The following is a 15,271-nucleotide window of genomic DNA, read 5'->3' as shown; positions in this document are numbered from 1 at the left end:
TCGCGAGACGAGGATCCCACCGGCTCAGGCGGGATCCTCGACGCATTACGCTGCCATGGCGCTGCAGCTTTCCGCGCAGCGGCGACAAACTTCGGCGCAGCGCGTCATCTCAGGGTCGTTCATGGCGTCGCATGCATCGGCGCACTGGCGGCAGATCTCCGCGCAGGCACCGCAAACCACGTCGTGAACGCTGGCACCGCGCAGCATCGCGTCGGCACTGGTTGCGCAGGTATCGGCACACGTCGCCAACAGGGCGATGTGCTCCGGGGCCGCGTGAACACCTCCTTTGGTCAGGCAGTAGTTGATGGTCTCCAGGCAGATCGCATGGCATTGCGTGCAGTTGTCGATGCACTCGTTCATGGCCTGGGGCCGGTGTGCTGCGGAATGGTGAGTCATGTAGTTCTCCTTCTTCCTCGCGGGCGAGAATCGGCGCGCCCGCAACACCGTCCCCTGTTGCTGCGACGGATCAGTGCTGTGCGAACGGTTCAGTGGTTCCGTCGCGATGGATCAGCTCGACCGTGAACGGCTGCTGGCGTCCCTCCGGGACCTCCATGCCCGGAGAACCAAGCGGCATCCCTGGGAGGACCAGGCCGCGTGCGTTCGGCTTTTCTTCGAGGAGACGCTTGATGTCCGCGGCCGGAACGTGGCCTTCGATGACGTATCCGCCGATCTCGGCCGTGTGGCAGGAGCCCTTTGCATAGGGGACACCCAACCGCTCCTTGACCAGACCCAGGTCATCCATGTCGTGCACATCCACGGTGAATCCCGCCTTCTGCACGTGGTCGATCCAGACACCGCAGCACCCGCAGGTCGGGGTCTTGTGGACGGTCATGCGTGGCAGGGCTGCTGGAGTCGCGTCGGCTGATTGGACGACAACCTGTGCGGAGGGCGAGGTTGTGGGTTGCGCGGATGAAGCATCCTGGGTGCAAGCACCCAGACCAGCCACGGCAAGGACCACAAAAGTCAGACGGTGCAATGTGAGCGTAGTCATTTCAATCTCTCGACTCAGCGCTTGGTCCGCGAGGACCAGTGGATGTGGACGATCCGCCAGCCGTCCGCGGTCTCCTTCAGCACCATCGTCTCGGCGCTCTGGACGGTCAGTGGCTGGCCGTCCTTCTGGGCATGCAACTCGCTTTCGGTTCCGACCCACGCGAACTCGCCAGCGGCTCGTGCGCGCTGACGGAGCAGCTGGCGATGGGCGCCCTTGAGGAACGCCGCATCGCTGACTGCGTGATGGCCCATGTATTCCTCGCGGCTGCGTTCGGCGCCCCCGGACTCGAGGATGAGAACGTCGGCAGCGAGCAGGGCTTCGACCGTGGCCAGATCGCCGCTAGACAGGGCCCTGTTGAAACGCTCCGCTACGGCGACCGCGGCCTCTGCAGTGACTGGGACGTCGACGTCCGCAGATGCCGCGGCAGCGGGGTGATGTGCGTGCGGCTGTGTCGCCTGCGCCATTGCGGGGGACACGACGGCCAGTGCCAGTGCGAGGGTGAACGAGATTGCTGTTGCGTTCATTGCGTGGGCTCCAAGGAGATCAATGGGTGTGCGCATGGCCGTCATCGGCCACGGGCGTGTGTGGTGCAGGGTGCGACTCCACCTTGCCGTCGGGATGGCCGTGGCTCACCAACCCGACTTCCGTGTCGCTGGGTGTCGGGCCGTGGTGATCGTCGTCCACGCCCGGCGGGTGCGCATGCGGCATGGAGTTGTTGCCCGGCTCGAATAGGGCAGGGTGATCCTCGGCCTTTTCGTCGTCATGGTGGCCTTGCGTCTCGCCGCCGCCATGCGAATGGCCCTCGCTGCTGTCGACAAGTTCCTTGTACGCAGTCGCGTCCAGCGTGGGCAACTTCTGCAGGAAGGCCGACATGTTCCATATGAACTCATCGTCCATGCTGCCGCCCCAAGCGGGCATGCCGCTGGCCTTGATGCCGTGCTTGATCACCCAGAACGCCTCAGCTGGAGCGACCGGCTGTTTGCTTAGGTTCGGTGGCGCGGGGTACAGGCCCTTGCTCATCTCGGTGGCCGCCGCGTCTGGTGAAAGATGGCAGGTCACGCACATGGCGTTGTAGTTGCCCGCACCCTGGCGGATACGCTCAGGATCATCCAGGTTCGTGGGTAGCTGAAGCTTGGCGGCGCGCACCTCAATGGAACGCTCGCGCGCCGTTTCAAGTAGCGCATACACCGGGCGACTATGCGGATCGTCGGCGGCCACGTTGTACACGCCCAGAGAGACCGTGGCGGTTGCGACCACCGCAACCAATGCCACGCCGGCACCGAGCCATACCCACATCTTTTTGTTGGATTTCATTGTCAGTTCCCCTTAGAACCAGGTACGAAGGCCGATGACCAAGCGCGTGTCTTCAAAGGACTCGCCATGCTCGCGTCGCATGTCTGCGGTATTGCCAAAAGCGCGCTCGTACACCACGCCGATGTAGGGAGCGAACTTTCGGGTGAACTCATAACGAAGTCGTAGCCCCGCCTCAGCGGTACTCAGACCCGAACCTATCCCGCGCAATGGATCGTTCTTGCCATAGGCGGTGACTTCCACCAGCGGCTGCAAGATCAGCCGGTTGGTTAGCAGCAATTCGTACTCGGCCTCGACATTGGCGGCAGTCTGGCCCCCTTCGCCGAGATAGGCTGTGGCGGACACTTCGAACTTCATCGGCGCCAAGCCCTGTACACCGATAGCGGCGAAGTTCTGCGATGCCCCAGGCTTGAAGTCGTGACGCACACCGGCCACCACATCCCACCACGTGGAGATACTGCGGCCGTAAAGCACTTCCAGATCAGCCGACTCGGTCTGACCATCCGTGCGTTCGCCTTCACTGCGGAGCCAGACGCGATTGAGGTCCGTACCGATCCAGCCTTGGCCCTCCCAGCCCAACCCGGTGCCCGGATCGGCATCCCAGGTTTCCAGGCGATTGAGCAGCACGTAGCTCTTGATCGAGTTGTCATGCACCGGATGCGCGTGTTCCGGCGCGATGGCCACCTTGCGATCCGCGTCCGTCACCGCGGGAATCGGGGTGCGCGGCTGCGTTGGCGCTGCAGGCCCGTGCCCCATCTGATTGTGGTCCATGTCCTCCATCGATTGCATTCCCGCTTTTGGTGTAGCGGGCGCGGGCGAATCATGGCCCATCTGCGAATGGTCCATTCCCTGCATCGCAGGCGTGGCCGTACCAGAGGTGTTGGCTGCAGCGGGCTGTGCCATCTGACTGTGATCCATGCCCTGCATCGACTGCGCCTGTGCTGTGGGCGCCGCAGGTGTGCTCGCGGGCGAGCCATGCCCCATCTGCGAATGGTCCATGCCCTGCATGGCAGGCTCGGCTGCTTTAGCCTGCGGCGCGGCGTGGCCCATCGTCGCATGATCGATCGTCGCTTCGCTCGTCTTGGCCGGTGTTGCAGGCTTTTGGGCTGGCGCAGGTTTTGATGTCGGCGCCTGTTGTGCAGAGTGATCCTGAGTCTGGGTCTGCGCGCCCTGCTCCATCGGCATGGAGCCGTGCTGCATGGATTGGGCGCTGGCCGCATTGGCCAGGGCCAGCGAGATAGCCAGCGTCAGCGCAGTCAGGGTGGTATCGCGTCTATTGATGTTCATTCGTCGACCCTCACCGTGCGCATCATTCCGGCTTCCATGTGATAAAGCAGGTGGCAATGGAACGCCCAGCTGCCCAACGCATCGGCACGCACGCGATACGTGCGTCGGCTACCCGGCGGCATATCCACCGTGTGCTTGCGCACCATGAAGTTGCCGTTGTCGTCCTCCACGTCACTCCACATGCCGTGCAAATGGATGGGATGGGTCATCATCGTGTCGTTGACCAATACGATGCGCATACGCTCGCCGTAGTTCAGCCGCAGCGGCTCGACATCGGAAAACTTCTGACCGTTGAAACCCCAGGAGAATTTCTCCATGTGTCCGGTCAGATGCAGCTCGATCTCGCGACCGGGGTCGCGTCCGTCAGGGTCTTCAAAGGTGCTCTTGAGCATGGAATACGTCAGCACATGACGGCCGTTATCGCGCAGGCCATTGCCAGGATCATCCAAGCGCGAACTCACGCTCATGGCTTGGTTGTCCAACAGGGGATTGTTGGTCTCGCTGGCAGGGTGTGATTGCATGCCCCCGTGCTGCATGCCTGCCATGGCACCATCGCCGGCGGCGGGCATCGCATGGCCTGCATGGGCCGAGGTCGCGTTACCGCTGGCAGGTGGGGTCATGCCAGGCATGCCCATGGCCGCACCACAGGCGCCTTCCATGCCCTTGCTGCCGCCAGACATATCCATCGATCCATGATCCATGCCCATGTCTGCCATCGTCAGCAGCGGCCGGGGATCTATAGACGGAACGGGCGCGCGTAATCCTTCGCGCACGGCGAGCGTGCCGCTGACGTAGCCGGTGCGACCGGAGTCCTGGGCAAAGATGGTGAATGCGTCCTGCCCGGAGGGCTCCACGATCACATCGAAGGTTTCTGCTACTGCAATGCGGAACTCGTCGACGGAAACCGGATGGACATACAAGCCATCTGCCGCCACCACGGTCATCTTCAGTCCCGGAATACGCACATCGAAGTACGTCATGGCAGAGCCATTGATGAAACGCAGGCGCACCTTCTCGCCACTGCGGAACAAACCGGTCCAGTTGCCCAGTGAGGTCGTGCCGTTCATCAAGTAGGTGTAGGTGTTGGCGTTGACGTCGGACAGATCCGTGGGCGTCATCCGCATCACGCCCCACATCTTGCGATCTTCCAACGTGGCCGACAGACCGTAGCGCTTCACATCGCGCGCAAAATCGCCGACCGTGCGCTTGTAATAGTTGTCATGGCCCGGCATCTTCTTCAAACGATCGAACAGGGCCGTCGGGTCCAGGTCTGTCCAATCGCTCAGCATCACGACGTAGTCGCGATCGAAGCTGAAAGGCTCTGGCTCCAGTGGATCGATCACGATCGGCCCATAAAGCCCGGCTTGTTCCTGGAATCCTGAGTGGCTGTGGTACCAGTAGGTGCCGCCCTGATGCAGGGTGAACCGATAGTGGTAGGTCTCACCACGTCCGATACCGTCAAAGCTCAGGCCCGGCACGCCGTCCATGTTGGCCGGCAGAATGATGCCGTGCCAATGGATGGAAGTGTCCGTGCCATGGAGGGAGTTGGCCGGCAATGCATTAGAGACACGGAGGCTGACCGTGGTGCCTTCCCGCCACCGCAGCAACGGCGCCGGAACGGACCCATTGACTGTGATCGCGGTGCGGGTCTTGCCGGTGAAGTTCATCGGCGTCTCGCCGATGGTTAGGTCAAACTCGGTGCCCGATAGTACGTTGGGTTGTCCCGGGCCCTTGAGCGCCCAACTGGCTTTGGGCCAGAAACCTAATCCTGCGACTGCGCCTCCCAAGGCCAAGCCCTGGACAAATCGCCGCCGCGAAGGTAGCAGCGGCGGTCCACCGTGTGGACCACGAAAATCATCATGCGACATGAAAATGCTCCAAGCGTCGTGTTGCCACCGGCGGGCGGTGGTACAGAGCGGGCGGCTGGCCTATAAATAGGCATGCAAGCCACACCAACGGCGCCATTGCGGCGCTTAGGGACGCTTAGCCGATCGGTGGTCGGATCAGATGAGGCAAGGCAGGTGCCGCATGCCCTAGGGGCAGCGGCATGACATCCAGGCCCAAGGCCAGTTGCACCGAAACATGCAGGCGCGCCGGAAGTGCGCTCGCGCACGCGTGTACGCAGGCGCACCGGCACGCAGAAGACTTGCAACAGTCGGGACCGGCATGGTCGCCATGCCCAGTGCCAGCCCTTTCAATCGAGGTGGCATCGGGATGATTCTCAGCACTGTGATGGGCGACGCAGTCTTCTTCGCCTTGCACCGCGGCAGCCACTTCGCTGGCCTGCGCTTCCATGGCCGGGTTCATACTGATCGACGCAAATGCCGACCACGCGCCGTTAAGCACGAGCATGACGATCAGGAGCAGTCGCAGTAGAAGTGAGGAGGCTGACACGGGCGACATTGTAAATCACTTTAGACAAGGCGCGTGTGTATCGGTCGTGAACAAAATCTCAAGTAGGCCTGAGATGCCGCCACTTGTCAGTCGCACTAGTCACGGCCACTGCAGCTCCCTCCAGGAGCGCCCAATGGGCGGGTTGAGGCGAAGGGTTGCCCATAGGGCTAGCGCTTGTTCGGTTTACTTTTCGGGTGTGGCCTCGATCAGCTTCACCAACTCCCGCTTCTGCTGCTTGCTTAGCGAGCCCCAGCGCAGGAGCAACTTGGCCAGCAGATCATCGTCGGTGTAAAGGAAGGCGGCGGGGATCCCCAACGCTTGGGCCAACCGCTCAGCAGTCTCCAGCTTGGGCTCGTGCTTGCCACGTTCGTACTGGTTGACTCGGGGGCTGGCCACGTAAGGATCCAGACCGGCCCGGATGCCCAACTCCTTCTGCGACAAACCCGTGTGCAGGCGGGCTTGTTGGAGGCGTCGAGCGAAGGTCGGTGTTGAGTCGACGGACAAAGTCACGCGCCCCCCCCCCCATGGAAACCCCATAAGGATGGCGGATGTGGGGTTAAGCCGAGATACGTGCAAAAATGCCCCCCAGAATTTGATTTCTTCCGTGAAATCATTTGGTTGCCGGATTTTTGTTGGTACCTGAACTGTCGGCGCGATCGGGCCGCAACTGCGCCAGCAACTGCTCCAAGGTGTCCTGGCGCACACCGGCACGCAACGCTTCGGCCTCGGCTTGTTCACGCCGTTCTCGCTCCTTGGCCAAGTCGGCGTGAGCATTGGCCAGCTTGACCCGTGCGCTCTCCAACGCTTGGGCGTCCTGGGTCCAGCGTGCCAGCAAGGCCTGGTACTCCGCAGCCGTAAGCCGCAGCGCGTCCAGCTCCTTCCGCTGGTCGTCCGCAGCTTGCCGCACCTGCGCCAGTTCCCTCTCTAGGCGGCTGTGGCGTTCCAGCCACTGCCCGTTGTCGCGGTTGAGCTGAACCAGTTCGTGGTTCTTGGCGGTCAGCGCCTCGTTGGCCTGGCGCAGCGCGACCTGCAGTTCCTGCACCTGGTGCTCGTGGCGGCGCTGTTCCTGTTCGCGTTGGTCCTTGACCGAGGTGCGGTAGTGCTCCAACGCCTCGCGAGCATGCTGGTGCTTCTGCTCCAGCGACTGGGCATGCGCCTCGTGCTCCGCCAGCCGCGCGGTCAGTCCCGCGATCCGTTCGCCGAGCTGCGCGACCTCGGTGACCCGTTCGGCCAAGGCCTGCTGGGCTGCGGCGTGGGTCGTCTTTTCTTCGCGTAAGGCAGTTTCAATGCGCTGAAGCTGCGCGCTCAGCGTGGACGCCTCCTGCTGGGTGCGTTCCAGCGCCTCGCTACGCTCCTGCAAGTGCGCTTCGAAGCGCTGCCGGGCCTCGGCGATTACAGCCTCGGCCTCCTCGTGTAGGCGACCGGCAAGCCGACCGACCAGGTCCTGTAGCGCGTCGCTGACCGCGACCTTGGCGCCAAGGCCTTGCCCTTCATCTTCTTCCAGCTCCTTCAGGTAGCGGTGAATGGTTGTCTTGGAGCCGGTGTTGCCCAGCGCCACCCGCACCGCGTCCACCGACGGGTGTTTGCCCTGTGCCCGCAGCGCATCGCGGGCCTTCTGGATGTCGCTCTTGTACAAGCCGCCGCGTGCCATTGCACTCTCCGACTATTTCGTAATGTATTACATACCACGTAATTACATACCACTCAAGTTACACTACTCGCCGAGTACGGGTCGTATTTAAAGGCGGGATAATATGGAATTATCCCGCGTAACCGGCGTTTCGGCCATTTCAAGATGTAAAAACAGTACGAAACCGCACAAGGCTGGCGATCGCTGGGTAGTATGGCCCAGAGCGGAAAGGAGGCCAGCCGGGGTGCAAGCAGGCGCCGCCACCGAACTCGTTGGCCATCAAAGGACTGTGCATGCCGATCGAACGTATCGTCATCGACAATTTCAAGTCGTTTCGCCATCTGGACCTGCCCCTCAACGCCCACATGAACCTGGTGGTGGGCGACAACGAGGTCGGTAAGTCCACCCTGCTGGAGGCCATCCACGCGGTGGTCACCGGGCAACTGCATGGGCGCAATCTCGCCTACGAGCTCACGCCCTACCTGTTCCACCAGCCCGCGGTGCAGGAATATCTGGCGACCCTTGCTGCAGGCACGCCGGCTTCGCCGCCACGGATCTCCATCGAAGCCTATCTGGGCGCAGATGTCGCGCTGGCGTCGTTGCGCGGCACCAACAACTCCCTGCGCTTGGATACCGCCGGCATCCGGCTGCTGGTCGAGCTCAACGACGACTACCGCGAGGAGTTCAACGCCTACCTGCAGCAGCACCAGGGTGCGGTCAGCCTGCCGGTGGAGTACTACACGGTGCGCTGGTATTCCTTCGCCAACAATGGCGTCACCGCTCGCAGCATTCCGTTCGACTCGACCATCATCGACACTCACGGCATCAAGACCTTGTCCGGTGCCGATCGCTATATCGCCAGCATCATCGATCAGGCACTGACGCCTGCGCAGCGCGTCTCGCTGTCGTTGAGCTTCCGCCGCATGCGGCAGAGTTTTTCCGAAGAGGCGGACGTGGCGGCCATCAATGCGTACCTGACCGAGCACACCGGGGACATCAGCCACCGGGCGCTGACGGTGGGTGTGGACACATCGCCGCGCTCAACATGGGAAACCAGCTTGTCACCTTACCTGGATGAGCTCCCGTTCACCCAGGCCGGCAAGGGTGAGCAAAGCGCGGTGAAGATGAAGCTGGCGATGCACGCGGCCGGCGCTGCCCACGTGCTGCTGATCGAGGAGCCGGAGAACCATCTGTCCTATTCCAGCATGACCCAGCTGATCGACAAGATTGCGGCCCTCTCCACCGCCCAGCAGGTGATCATCGCCACCCACAGCAGCTTCGTGTTGAATAAGCTGGGCGTGGACAACGTGATCCTGTTCAGCGCGCAGGGCCAGATGAAGCTGGACCAGCTGCCGAGCGATACCCATGACTATTTCATGAAGCTGCCGGGCCACGACACGCTGCGGTTGATCCTGGCCAAGCAGGCGATCCTGGTGGAAGGCCCTTCCGACGAGCTGATCGTGCAGCGCGCCTACAGCGACCACCATGGCGTGGCGCCGATGGCTCATGGCGTAGACATCATTTCGGTCAAGTCGTTGGCATTCAAGCGCTTCTTGCAGATTGCAGATCGGCTGAGAATTCAGGCCAAGGTGATCACCGACAACGACGGCGACATCGCGGTTGTGCAGGAACGCTACGCCGACTATCCCAACGCCATCTACTACGATTCCGATGAGAGCGCCCCGTCGCTGGAAGAGCAGCTGATCAAAGCCAACTCGCTGGCCGAACTCAATACCGTGCTGGGCAAGACGTTTGCCGATGAGGTGGCGCTGCTCAAGTACATGAAGGGCCATAAGACCGATACGGCCCTGGCGATCTTCAACAGCCCGCACTCGATCAGGTTCCCGGACTATGTCCAGCGCGCCATCACCTAACCGGGTCCTGCTTTCGGCGGCCGGCTCGGGCAAGACCACCTTGCTGGTCCGGCAGGCCCTGGAGCGGCCTGGGCGTCGCATCGCGATTGTCACCTACACGCTGGAGAATCTAGAAGAGATCCGGCGCACGTTTGAGGTCCACGCCGGTGCGGTCCCCGTGCATGTCACTTTGCACAGCTGGTATGGCTTCCTGCTGTGCCAGTGCATCCGCCCGTACCAGGCAGCGCTTTGCCCTGAGCCTCGCATCGAGACCATCCTGTTCGTAGAAGGTGTCACCAATAACAGGGCCCCACGCACCCAGGTGGCGCGCCACTACTTGGCAGGCAACCGGATGTATTCGGACCGGGCGGCCGATTTCGCTGTGCGCTGCGATGAGCTGACCCAAGGTCAGGTCATGGCACGCCTGGCGGCCATGTACGACGAGCTCTACATCGACGAAGTTCAGGACCTCGCCGGCTTTGATCTGGATCTGGTCGAGCGGCTGTTGAAGAGCGGCATTGCCATCACGTTGGTGGGTGATACGCGGCAGGCGACGTATGCCACCAACTATGCTCAAAGGCACAGCCAGTATCGTGGACCCAATCTGGCAGCGCTGTTTCAGATTTGGGAGGCGGACGGCTTATGCCAGCTGGATCACCGCCTCATCAGCCTTCGCTGCGTCCAGGCCCTGTGCGATATGGCGGACACGCTCTATCCGCAGATGCCGCGAACCCAATCAGGCAATGGCGAGGTCACCGGGCACGATGGCATCTACCTCGTCGCTCCAGCGGATGTTGAAGCGTACATGCAGGAGTTTGCGCCCACCGTGCTCCGGCATGACCGGCGGCAAGCGTGCGACGGACTACCGGCCGTGAACTTTGGGCAGTGCAAGGGCCGCACCTACAGCCGGGTCCTCATCTTTCCGAACGGCCCGCTGACACAGTACCTGCGCACGGCAGATGCAGCGCGTATCACCGCGCCACCAAAGTACTACGTGGCCTTCACCCGGGCGCGGCAAAGCGTGGCCTTTGTGTATGCCGGCGCGTGCGCGTTGCCGGGTTATCAGCTCTATGCGCCTGCCAACGCAGACGCATAGAGCCACGGGCGATCACATTTTCTTCAAGGGCGCCGCGGTGGGCTGTGGTGGCACCGGACCCGGGTCGTTGAAGCACAGCATGACCTGATCGATGTCAAATTGATCGGCCAGCACGCGGGCGATCACCGCATGCACCAGGTCCAGGTCGACCGAGGGCGCAGCGACGGTGATGGTGGCCGCGATCGCACGACCGCGCTCTTTGGCGGGGACTAGGCGCAGGTCATCCACCGCTTTCACGCCGGGGTCGGTAAACATCGCCGTACGCACTTGTTCCAGCTCGGCTTCATTCATGTTGGCGGTGACTCCAGGGAATGTGATTGTCAGGCGGGATAGGTCTGAATCTTGCAATCAAAAAACACCGGCCTTGCCAGCAAGGTTGGTAGGCGGGGGACAGGCTCCGGCCGATGACGACTGTCGCCAGCGACCGCTGCAACCCTGAGCCCGCATCTTTGAGGCTCCGGTGGGCTTTGGGCGCATTGAAACCAGAAGTCGCCACCACGGACCTACCTCGGGGTATTGCTTCCGGCCCGTAGAAGACCTCCACAAACGTGATCTCGATGCGCCAACTCTCACAGAGCGAGACTGACGACGGGTGGTCCCATCCGCCCTTGCGTCATATTTGTCGCGCTCGCAGTTGTCAAGAATTAGCCTCCATGATTTGGATTGGTTGATCGGATCCTATTTTCTGCGAGGCTTGGACCGAAGCCCCGGTGGTCTGCGTTGCTTAATAGGTTGCTTCAATCTCCACCGGCTCCATTCACTAGTAGATCCTTCAGCTATGAAGGTGACCAGAACCCACTTCAGTAAGGGAGAGAACCCCACCTCAGCATCACGAAGCAGGTTGGCCCAATACCTTCCGACTAGGAAGGAGAATAGACTCATGGCAGTGACAGACGATGCGAACCACGGCCAACTGATGTCACTGACGTTCGCTTGGATGCCTTTCTTGTACATGTAAACTGCAAACACCAGAGCAGCGCACTGCATCGAGATCACAACCGCGGTCGGCGTCGCCCGGGCTCTGTGGAGGGCGGCGGCGAAGAGAGTCTCCGCAAACGAGAAGCCAATCAGCAATAGAGCTGCACTCAGCATCGCTGGACCGAACTCCGCAATTCCGGCGAGTGACAGCACGATTGGAAGGAATGCAAAGGGGAGTGGCTCCAAGCAGAGGGTTGGATAGAATTTCACGAACAGTGGCCATCTCTTTACCGCGACCAGAATGATGTCTTGCATCATCGCAACTACCAATGCAGCAGCCGCACTCGTTAGCGCAATCGACACCGGTATCCAAAACATCATCTCTTCTGATGCCGGCGCGAAGGGCACCATGGCCGCTGCGCCCCAAATCGCTGCGGCCAAGAACGCGCCAATTGGGAGTGCGGCTGGCTTCCACATGGTCATACTCTGATCAGAATACGTGGACAAATAGTCAGGCGCTCAAGGTCTGCACTGACGGCTCTGCAGCCATGTCTACGCCTCACCGTCATAGGGCCTCCCTTCCCCGGGGGGGGGGCATAGGCCTTGATGGCGGTATCAGTCGATACCCAACCCGCGGCAGCGTCTGGATCATCTTTTCCTCAAACGGACCATCAATGCTTCGCCGCAGGCTGGACATCTGTGATCGCAGAAGATCCCCGTCGGGCAGGTCGTCACCCCAGAGAGTGTGCTCAAGCTGCCGCCTGGTCACAGCGGCAGGACTTGCCCGCATCAGCGCTTCAAGGAGCTTCCTGCAAGCTGGGTACAGATGCAGTCGTTTTCCAGCCCGTGTGGCCTCCAACGTACTCAGGTCCAACGTGAGCTCTCCGATCAGCAGTCGCCTCCTTGTTACGCGTCCCTCCGTACGGGAAACCAACGCCTCTAGGCGAACTTCGAGCTCCGGGAGCTCAAAAGGCTTGGTCACATAGTCATCTGCACCGGAGCGGAAAGCGATGATTTTGTCCGAGAGCGCAACCTTTGCAGCCAACATCACAACGGGAACTGAAACACCGTGATTCAACCGCAGCCTTCTCAGAACCTCCGGGCCTTCCATGCGAGGAAGCATCCAATCAAGAATGACTGCGTCGTAACCATTGGACGCCGCAAAGTGAAGGCCGGCGATGCCGTCCCCGATGGTATCAAGCTGATGCCCTCGGGCCTCGAAGTAGGCCAGAATCTTCAAAGCGACTTCTCGATCGCGCTCAATCACTAGAATTCGCATGTCACGACTGACGGAAGCCAAGGAGCCTCAGCGCATTGAATACAACCAACAAGGTTGAACCTTCATGCACTGCCACAGCCGGTCCAATGCCAAGACCTAGGATGGTCGCAGGAACCAACAACGCTACGACGCCCAGGCTCACATACACGTTCTGACGGATCACCCGTTTCGTGCGTCGACTAAGCGCTACAGAGAATGCAACCTGTCTCAAATCCTCAGACATAAGCGCGACGTCGGCAGTCTCCAGCGCTACGTCCGAAGAGGCGGCACCCATTGCAATTCCGACGCTGGCACTAGCCATTGCGGGTGCGTCATTCACACCGTCGCCGACCATTGCCACTCGCTCCGTCTCCTTCAACTGACGTATTGCCTTCACCTTGTCGTCAGGCATGAGATTTCCCCATGCCTCGTTTAGACCCACGTCCGTTGCCACGGCTTGAGCTACAGTCTGGTGGTCGCCAGAGATCATGATCATTCGTTGGATGCCCAAGCGCCTTAGCTTGTCCAGGGCTTCACGCGCCTCTGGCCGGGGCGTATCCATAAGGCCGATGACACCTAGGTCGCGATCACCTAGGCGAACGGCCATCGTGGTTCTGCCGGCGTTACGGAGCTCCTCAATGGCAGACTCCGCACCCGCGGATAGAGCGCCAATGCCGTCGTTACCGAACATTTCTGCCTTTCCTATCCACACGTCAATGCCGTTCACCTTCGCCTGAACGCCTCTTCCAGCGAAGTTAGCGAGGTCTGTCGCTACCATGACCGGTCCATCGCCCAGGCGAGTATTACCATCTCGAACGATAGCTGCGGCCAAAGGGTGGTCACTTAAAGCCTCGACGGCGACGGCAACGTGAAGCAGTTCCTGCTCTGCCGTTCCCTGCATCACTTTGATGTCGGTAATTCGCGGCTTGCCTTCAGTGAGCGTTCCAGTCTTGTCGAACGCGATGGCGCGGACCATGCCCAGCTCCTCCAGTGGTGCGCCACCCTTGATGAGTACGCCACCTCGCGCAGCTCGGGCAATTCCCGCTAGAACCGCGCTTGGAGTCGCGATTGCCAGTGCGCAAGGGCTTGCCGCTACAAGTACCGCCATCGCTCGATAGAAGCTGTCGCGGAATGGCTCATCGATCACGATCCATGAGAAAAGTAACAGCACGGCCAAGATCAGAACAGCGGGAACGAATACCCTCTCAAACTTGTCTGTGAAGCGCTGCGTTGGCGATTTCCTGGTTTCGGCTTCGCTCACCATCTTGACTACGCGGGCCAGTGCCGATTCGCCTGATCGACGCGTGACTTCGACCTCTAGGACGCCGGAGCCATTGATAGTGCCGGCGAAGACGCGGGACTCCATTCCCACCGAATCAGGCCGACCCCGTGCCTGAGCAGGGTCAGTGACTTGCAACTTATCTACCGGAATGCTTTCCCCGGTGACAGGGGCTTGGTCAACGCTGCTAGTGCCTTTGACGACGAATCCGTCTGCCGGCATCCGATCATTGGGACGAACAACCACCACATCTCCAGGTATCAACGATTCAACCTTGACTTCCACGACCTGCCCATCCCTCAGCACCCTGGCGGTTTCTGGGGCAAGCTTTGCAAGAGCTTCAATCGCGCGCTTAGCCCGGCCCATCGCGTAGTGTTCAAGGGCATGACCTAGACTGAAGAGGAACAGAAGCAAGGCGCCTTCGGCCCATGCGCCCAGCGCTGCCGCACCTACCGCTGCAACCAGCATCAGAGTATCGATTTCAAAACGCTTCAGCTTGACGTTCTCAATCGCTTCGCCAAGCGTGAACCAGCCGCCAAAAAGGTAGGCAGCTACGTAAAATGCGGTAGGAATCCATGGCGTTTGGAGCAAGCCGAGCTTTTCAATCGCAAATCCCAGGATCAGGAGCAGGCCACAGGCAAGTGAGAAGATCAGCTCGCTATTGCCACCCAATACGCCCCCGTGGGAATGACCATGGTCTTGTCCGTCCTTGTGTTCGTGACCTTCGTGCTGATCTTTCAGGTCTTCCTTCGGACCGGATGCGCCTTGCCCTACACCCAGCGCGTGGAGCTCTGCTCTCAGCTCCGTCTCGCTTGTCTTGGTTTGATCGTATTCGAGGCTCACGCCGCCAGTCGGGCTGGTGGTGGCTTCAATGACCCCCGGCAAAGCCTGTAGTTGCCCTGCAATTGTTCGTGCTTTCCGGGCGTGAACTGCTGAACCCAGTTCCAAGGAGAGGTGACCATACCGCTCACCCAGCTTGACACCCATGGACGACGCCACCTCTCGCACTCGTTGAAGCGAGATGAGCTCGGGCGCGTAATGAATGCAAAGTGTTCCGCAAGCCCCATCGCTACCACCGCGCACGTGCACGCGTGATATTCCGTCCATTTCCTGAAGCCCGTCCACCAGCCTTTGGACGCAGTTATCGTCGCGAGAAACGCCTGGGAGTACGACCGGCAATTCGACTTCTGTGGTCAGGTTCATGTGTTCCCTCCAACGTCATAAGAATGGATCGGGAAGTCCGGCAGGCAGATA

Annotated in this window: 15 protein-coding genes; 2 read left to right on the top strand and 13 right to left on the bottom strand. The window is 60.9% G+C overall.

The genetic code is table 11. The features are described from left to right. Positions 1-45: 45 nt before the first annotated feature. The 9 genes from NJD74_RS14420 to NJD74_RS14380 all read right to left on the bottom strand — a co-directional run bounded on the left by NJD74_RS14420 (position 46) and on the right by NJD74_RS14380 (position 7,634). Entirely contained in the window at positions 46-396 is a 351-nt protein-coding gene (locus tag NJD74_RS14420; RefSeq protein WP_012480213.1) for a four-helix bundle copper-binding protein, read from the bottom strand. A gap of 70 nt (positions 397-466) precedes the next feature. Further along, the gene (locus tag NJD74_RS14415; protein ID WP_019184727.1) at positions 467-832 is read right to left on the bottom strand and encodes a DUF411 domain-containing protein; all 366 of its coding nucleotides are present in this window, start codon (positions 830-832) and stop codon (positions 467-469) included. 173 nt (positions 833-1,005) lie between these two features. Next, entirely contained in the window at positions 1,006-1,515 is a 510-nt protein-coding gene (locus tag NJD74_RS14410) for a nuclear transport factor 2 family protein (RefSeq protein ID WP_012480215.1), read from the bottom strand. 19 nt (positions 1,516-1,534) lie between these two features. Then, positions 1,535-2,305, bottom strand: coding sequence for a cytochrome c (locus tag NJD74_RS14405; RefSeq protein WP_012480216.1), 771 nt, complete (start codon positions 2,303-2,305; stop codon positions 1,535-1,537). A 12-nt stretch (positions 2,306-2,317) separates the two neighbouring features. Next, positions 2,318-3,589, bottom strand: coding sequence for a copper resistance protein B (locus NJD74_RS14400; protein ID WP_319624434.1), 1,272 nt, complete (start codon positions 3,587-3,589; stop codon positions 2,318-2,320). Continuing rightward, on the bottom strand, positions 3,586-5,457 hold the full coding sequence (locus NJD74_RS14395; protein ID WP_319624433.1) for a copper resistance system multicopper oxidase: 1,872 nt from the start codon (positions 5,455-5,457) through the stop codon (positions 3,586-3,588). The genes NJD74_RS14400 and NJD74_RS14395 overlap by 4 nt, the downstream gene beginning before the upstream one ends. A gap of 115 nt (positions 5,458-5,572) precedes the next feature. Continuing rightward, a complete protein-coding gene (locus NJD74_RS14390; protein WP_126941173.1) occupies positions 5,573-5,992 on the bottom strand; it encodes a CopL family metal-binding regulatory protein in 420 nt (139 codons plus the stop codon). Between the two features lie 174 nt (positions 5,993-6,166). Further along, positions 6,167-6,520, bottom strand: coding sequence for a helix-turn-helix transcriptional regulator (locus NJD74_RS14385; RefSeq protein ID WP_126941175.1), 354 nt, complete (start codon positions 6,518-6,520; stop codon positions 6,167-6,169). A gap of 73 nt (positions 6,521-6,593) precedes the next feature. After that, positions 6,594-7,634, bottom strand: coding sequence for a DNA-binding protein (locus tag NJD74_RS14380; RefSeq protein ID WP_017354988.1), 1,041 nt, complete (start codon positions 7,632-7,634; stop codon positions 6,594-6,596). Between the two features lie 272 nt (positions 7,635-7,906). Between NJD74_RS14380 and NJD74_RS14375 the strand changes: the two genes are divergently transcribed. Both NJD74_RS14375 and NJD74_RS14370 read left to right on the top strand, forming a co-directional pair. After that, positions 7,907-9,487, top strand: a complete 1,581-nt coding sequence (locus NJD74_RS14375; protein ID WP_319624432.1) for an AAA family ATPase — start codon at positions 7,907-7,909, stop codon at positions 9,485-9,487. Next, positions 9,465-10,562 carry a UvrD-helicase domain-containing protein gene (locus NJD74_RS14370; RefSeq protein ID WP_313171987.1) on the top strand — a complete coding sequence of 366 codons (1,098 nt, stop codon included), beginning with the start codon at positions 9,465-9,467 and terminating at the stop codon, positions 10,560-10,562. Before NJD74_RS14375 ends, NJD74_RS14370 begins: the two co-directional genes overlap by 23 nt. 12 nt (positions 10,563-10,574) lie before the next feature. Here the strand turns inward: NJD74_RS14370 and NJD74_RS14365 are convergent, their stop codons facing one another. The 4 genes from NJD74_RS14365 to NJD74_RS14350 all read right to left on the bottom strand — a co-directional run bounded on the left by NJD74_RS14365 (position 10,575) and on the right by NJD74_RS14350 (position 15,220). After that, the gene (locus NJD74_RS14365) at positions 10,575-10,853 is read right to left on the bottom strand and encodes a hypothetical protein (protein ID WP_027080079.1); all 279 of its coding nucleotides are present in this window, start codon (positions 10,851-10,853) and stop codon (positions 10,575-10,577) included. A 387-nt stretch (positions 10,854-11,240) separates the two neighbouring features. Further along, positions 11,241-11,963 (bottom strand): hypothetical protein, encoded by a 723-nt coding sequence (locus tag NJD74_RS14360; protein ID WP_017354992.1) that lies wholly within the window; start codon positions 11,961-11,963, stop codon positions 11,241-11,243. An 82-nt stretch (positions 11,964-12,045) separates the two neighbouring features. Next, positions 12,046-12,759: a response regulator transcription factor gene (locus NJD74_RS14355; protein WP_313171990.1), complete on the bottom strand. Its 714-nt coding sequence runs from the start codon at positions 12,757-12,759 to the stop codon at positions 12,046-12,048. Position 12,760: 1 nt separating this feature from the next. Next, positions 12,761-15,220 carry a heavy metal translocating P-type ATPase gene (locus NJD74_RS14350; protein WP_319624431.1) on the bottom strand — a complete coding sequence of 820 codons (2,460 nt, stop codon included), beginning with the start codon at positions 15,218-15,220 and terminating at the stop codon, positions 12,761-12,763. Between the last annotated feature and the right edge of the window lie 51 nt (positions 15,221-15,271).

Origin of the sequence: Stenotrophomonas sp. RG-453, from assembly GCF_033843685.1 — a bacterium.
Classification (GTDB): Bacteria; Pseudomonadota; Gammaproteobacteria; order Xanthomonadales; family Xanthomonadaceae; genus Stenotrophomonas; species Stenotrophomonas bentonitica_A.
This window is presented reverse-complemented; position numbering and strand designations above follow the sequence as displayed.

Excerpts from the sequence above, each read along its gene's own strand:
- NJD74_RS14350 (WP_319624431.1), bottom strand. The coding sequence starts at position 15,220 with ATGAACCTGACCACAGAAGTCGAATTGCCGGTCGTACTCCCAGGCGTT.
- NJD74_RS14355 (WP_313171990.1), bottom strand. The coding sequence starts at position 12,759 with ATGCGAATTCTAGTGATTGAGCGCGATCGAGAAGTCGCTTTGAAGATT.
- NJD74_RS14400 (WP_319624434.1), bottom strand. The coding sequence starts at position 3,589 with ATGAACATCAATAGACGCGATACCACCCTGACTGCGCTGACGCTGGCT.
- NJD74_RS14370 (WP_313171987.1), top strand. The coding sequence starts at position 9,465 with ATGTCCAGCGCGCCATCACCTAACCGGGTCCTGCTTTCGGCGGCCGGC.
- NJD74_RS14420 (WP_012480213.1), bottom strand. The coding sequence starts at position 396 with ATGACTCACCATTCCGCAGCACACCGGCCCCAGGCCATGAACGAGTGC.
- NJD74_RS14415 (WP_019184727.1), bottom strand. The coding sequence starts at position 832 with ATGACCGTCCACAAGACCCCGACCTGCGGGTGCTGCGGTGTCTGGATC.
- NJD74_RS14365 (WP_027080079.1), bottom strand. The coding sequence starts at position 10,853 with ATGAATGAAGCCGAGCTGGAACAAGTGCGTACGGCGATGTTTACCGAC.
- NJD74_RS14375 (WP_319624432.1), top strand. The coding sequence starts at position 7,907 with ATGCCGATCGAACGTATCGTCATCGACAATTTCAAGTCGTTTCGCCAT.
- NJD74_RS14390 (WP_126941173.1), bottom strand. The coding sequence starts at position 5,992 with ATGTCGCCCGTGTCAGCCTCCTCACTTCTACTGCGACTGCTCCTGATC.
- NJD74_RS14395 (WP_319624433.1), bottom strand. The coding sequence starts at position 5,457 with ATGTCGCATGATGATTTTCGTGGTCCACACGGTGGACCGCCGCTGCTA.
- NJD74_RS14410 (WP_012480215.1), bottom strand. The coding sequence starts at position 1,515 with ATGAACGCAACAGCAATCTCGTTCACCCTCGCACTGGCACTGGCCGTC.
- NJD74_RS14385 (WP_126941175.1), bottom strand. The coding sequence starts at position 6,520 with ATGGGGTTTCCATGGGGGGGGGGGCGCGTGACTTTGTCCGTCGACTCA.
- NJD74_RS14360 (WP_017354992.1), bottom strand. The coding sequence starts at position 11,963 with ATGACCATGTGGAAGCCAGCCGCACTCCCAATTGGCGCGTTCTTGGCC.
- NJD74_RS14380 (WP_017354988.1), bottom strand. The coding sequence starts at position 7,634 with ATGGCACGCGGCGGCTTGTACAAGAGCGACATCCAGAAGGCCCGCGAT.
- NJD74_RS14405 (WP_012480216.1), bottom strand. The coding sequence starts at position 2,305 with ATGAAATCCAACAAAAAGATGTGGGTATGGCTCGGTGCCGGCGTGGCA.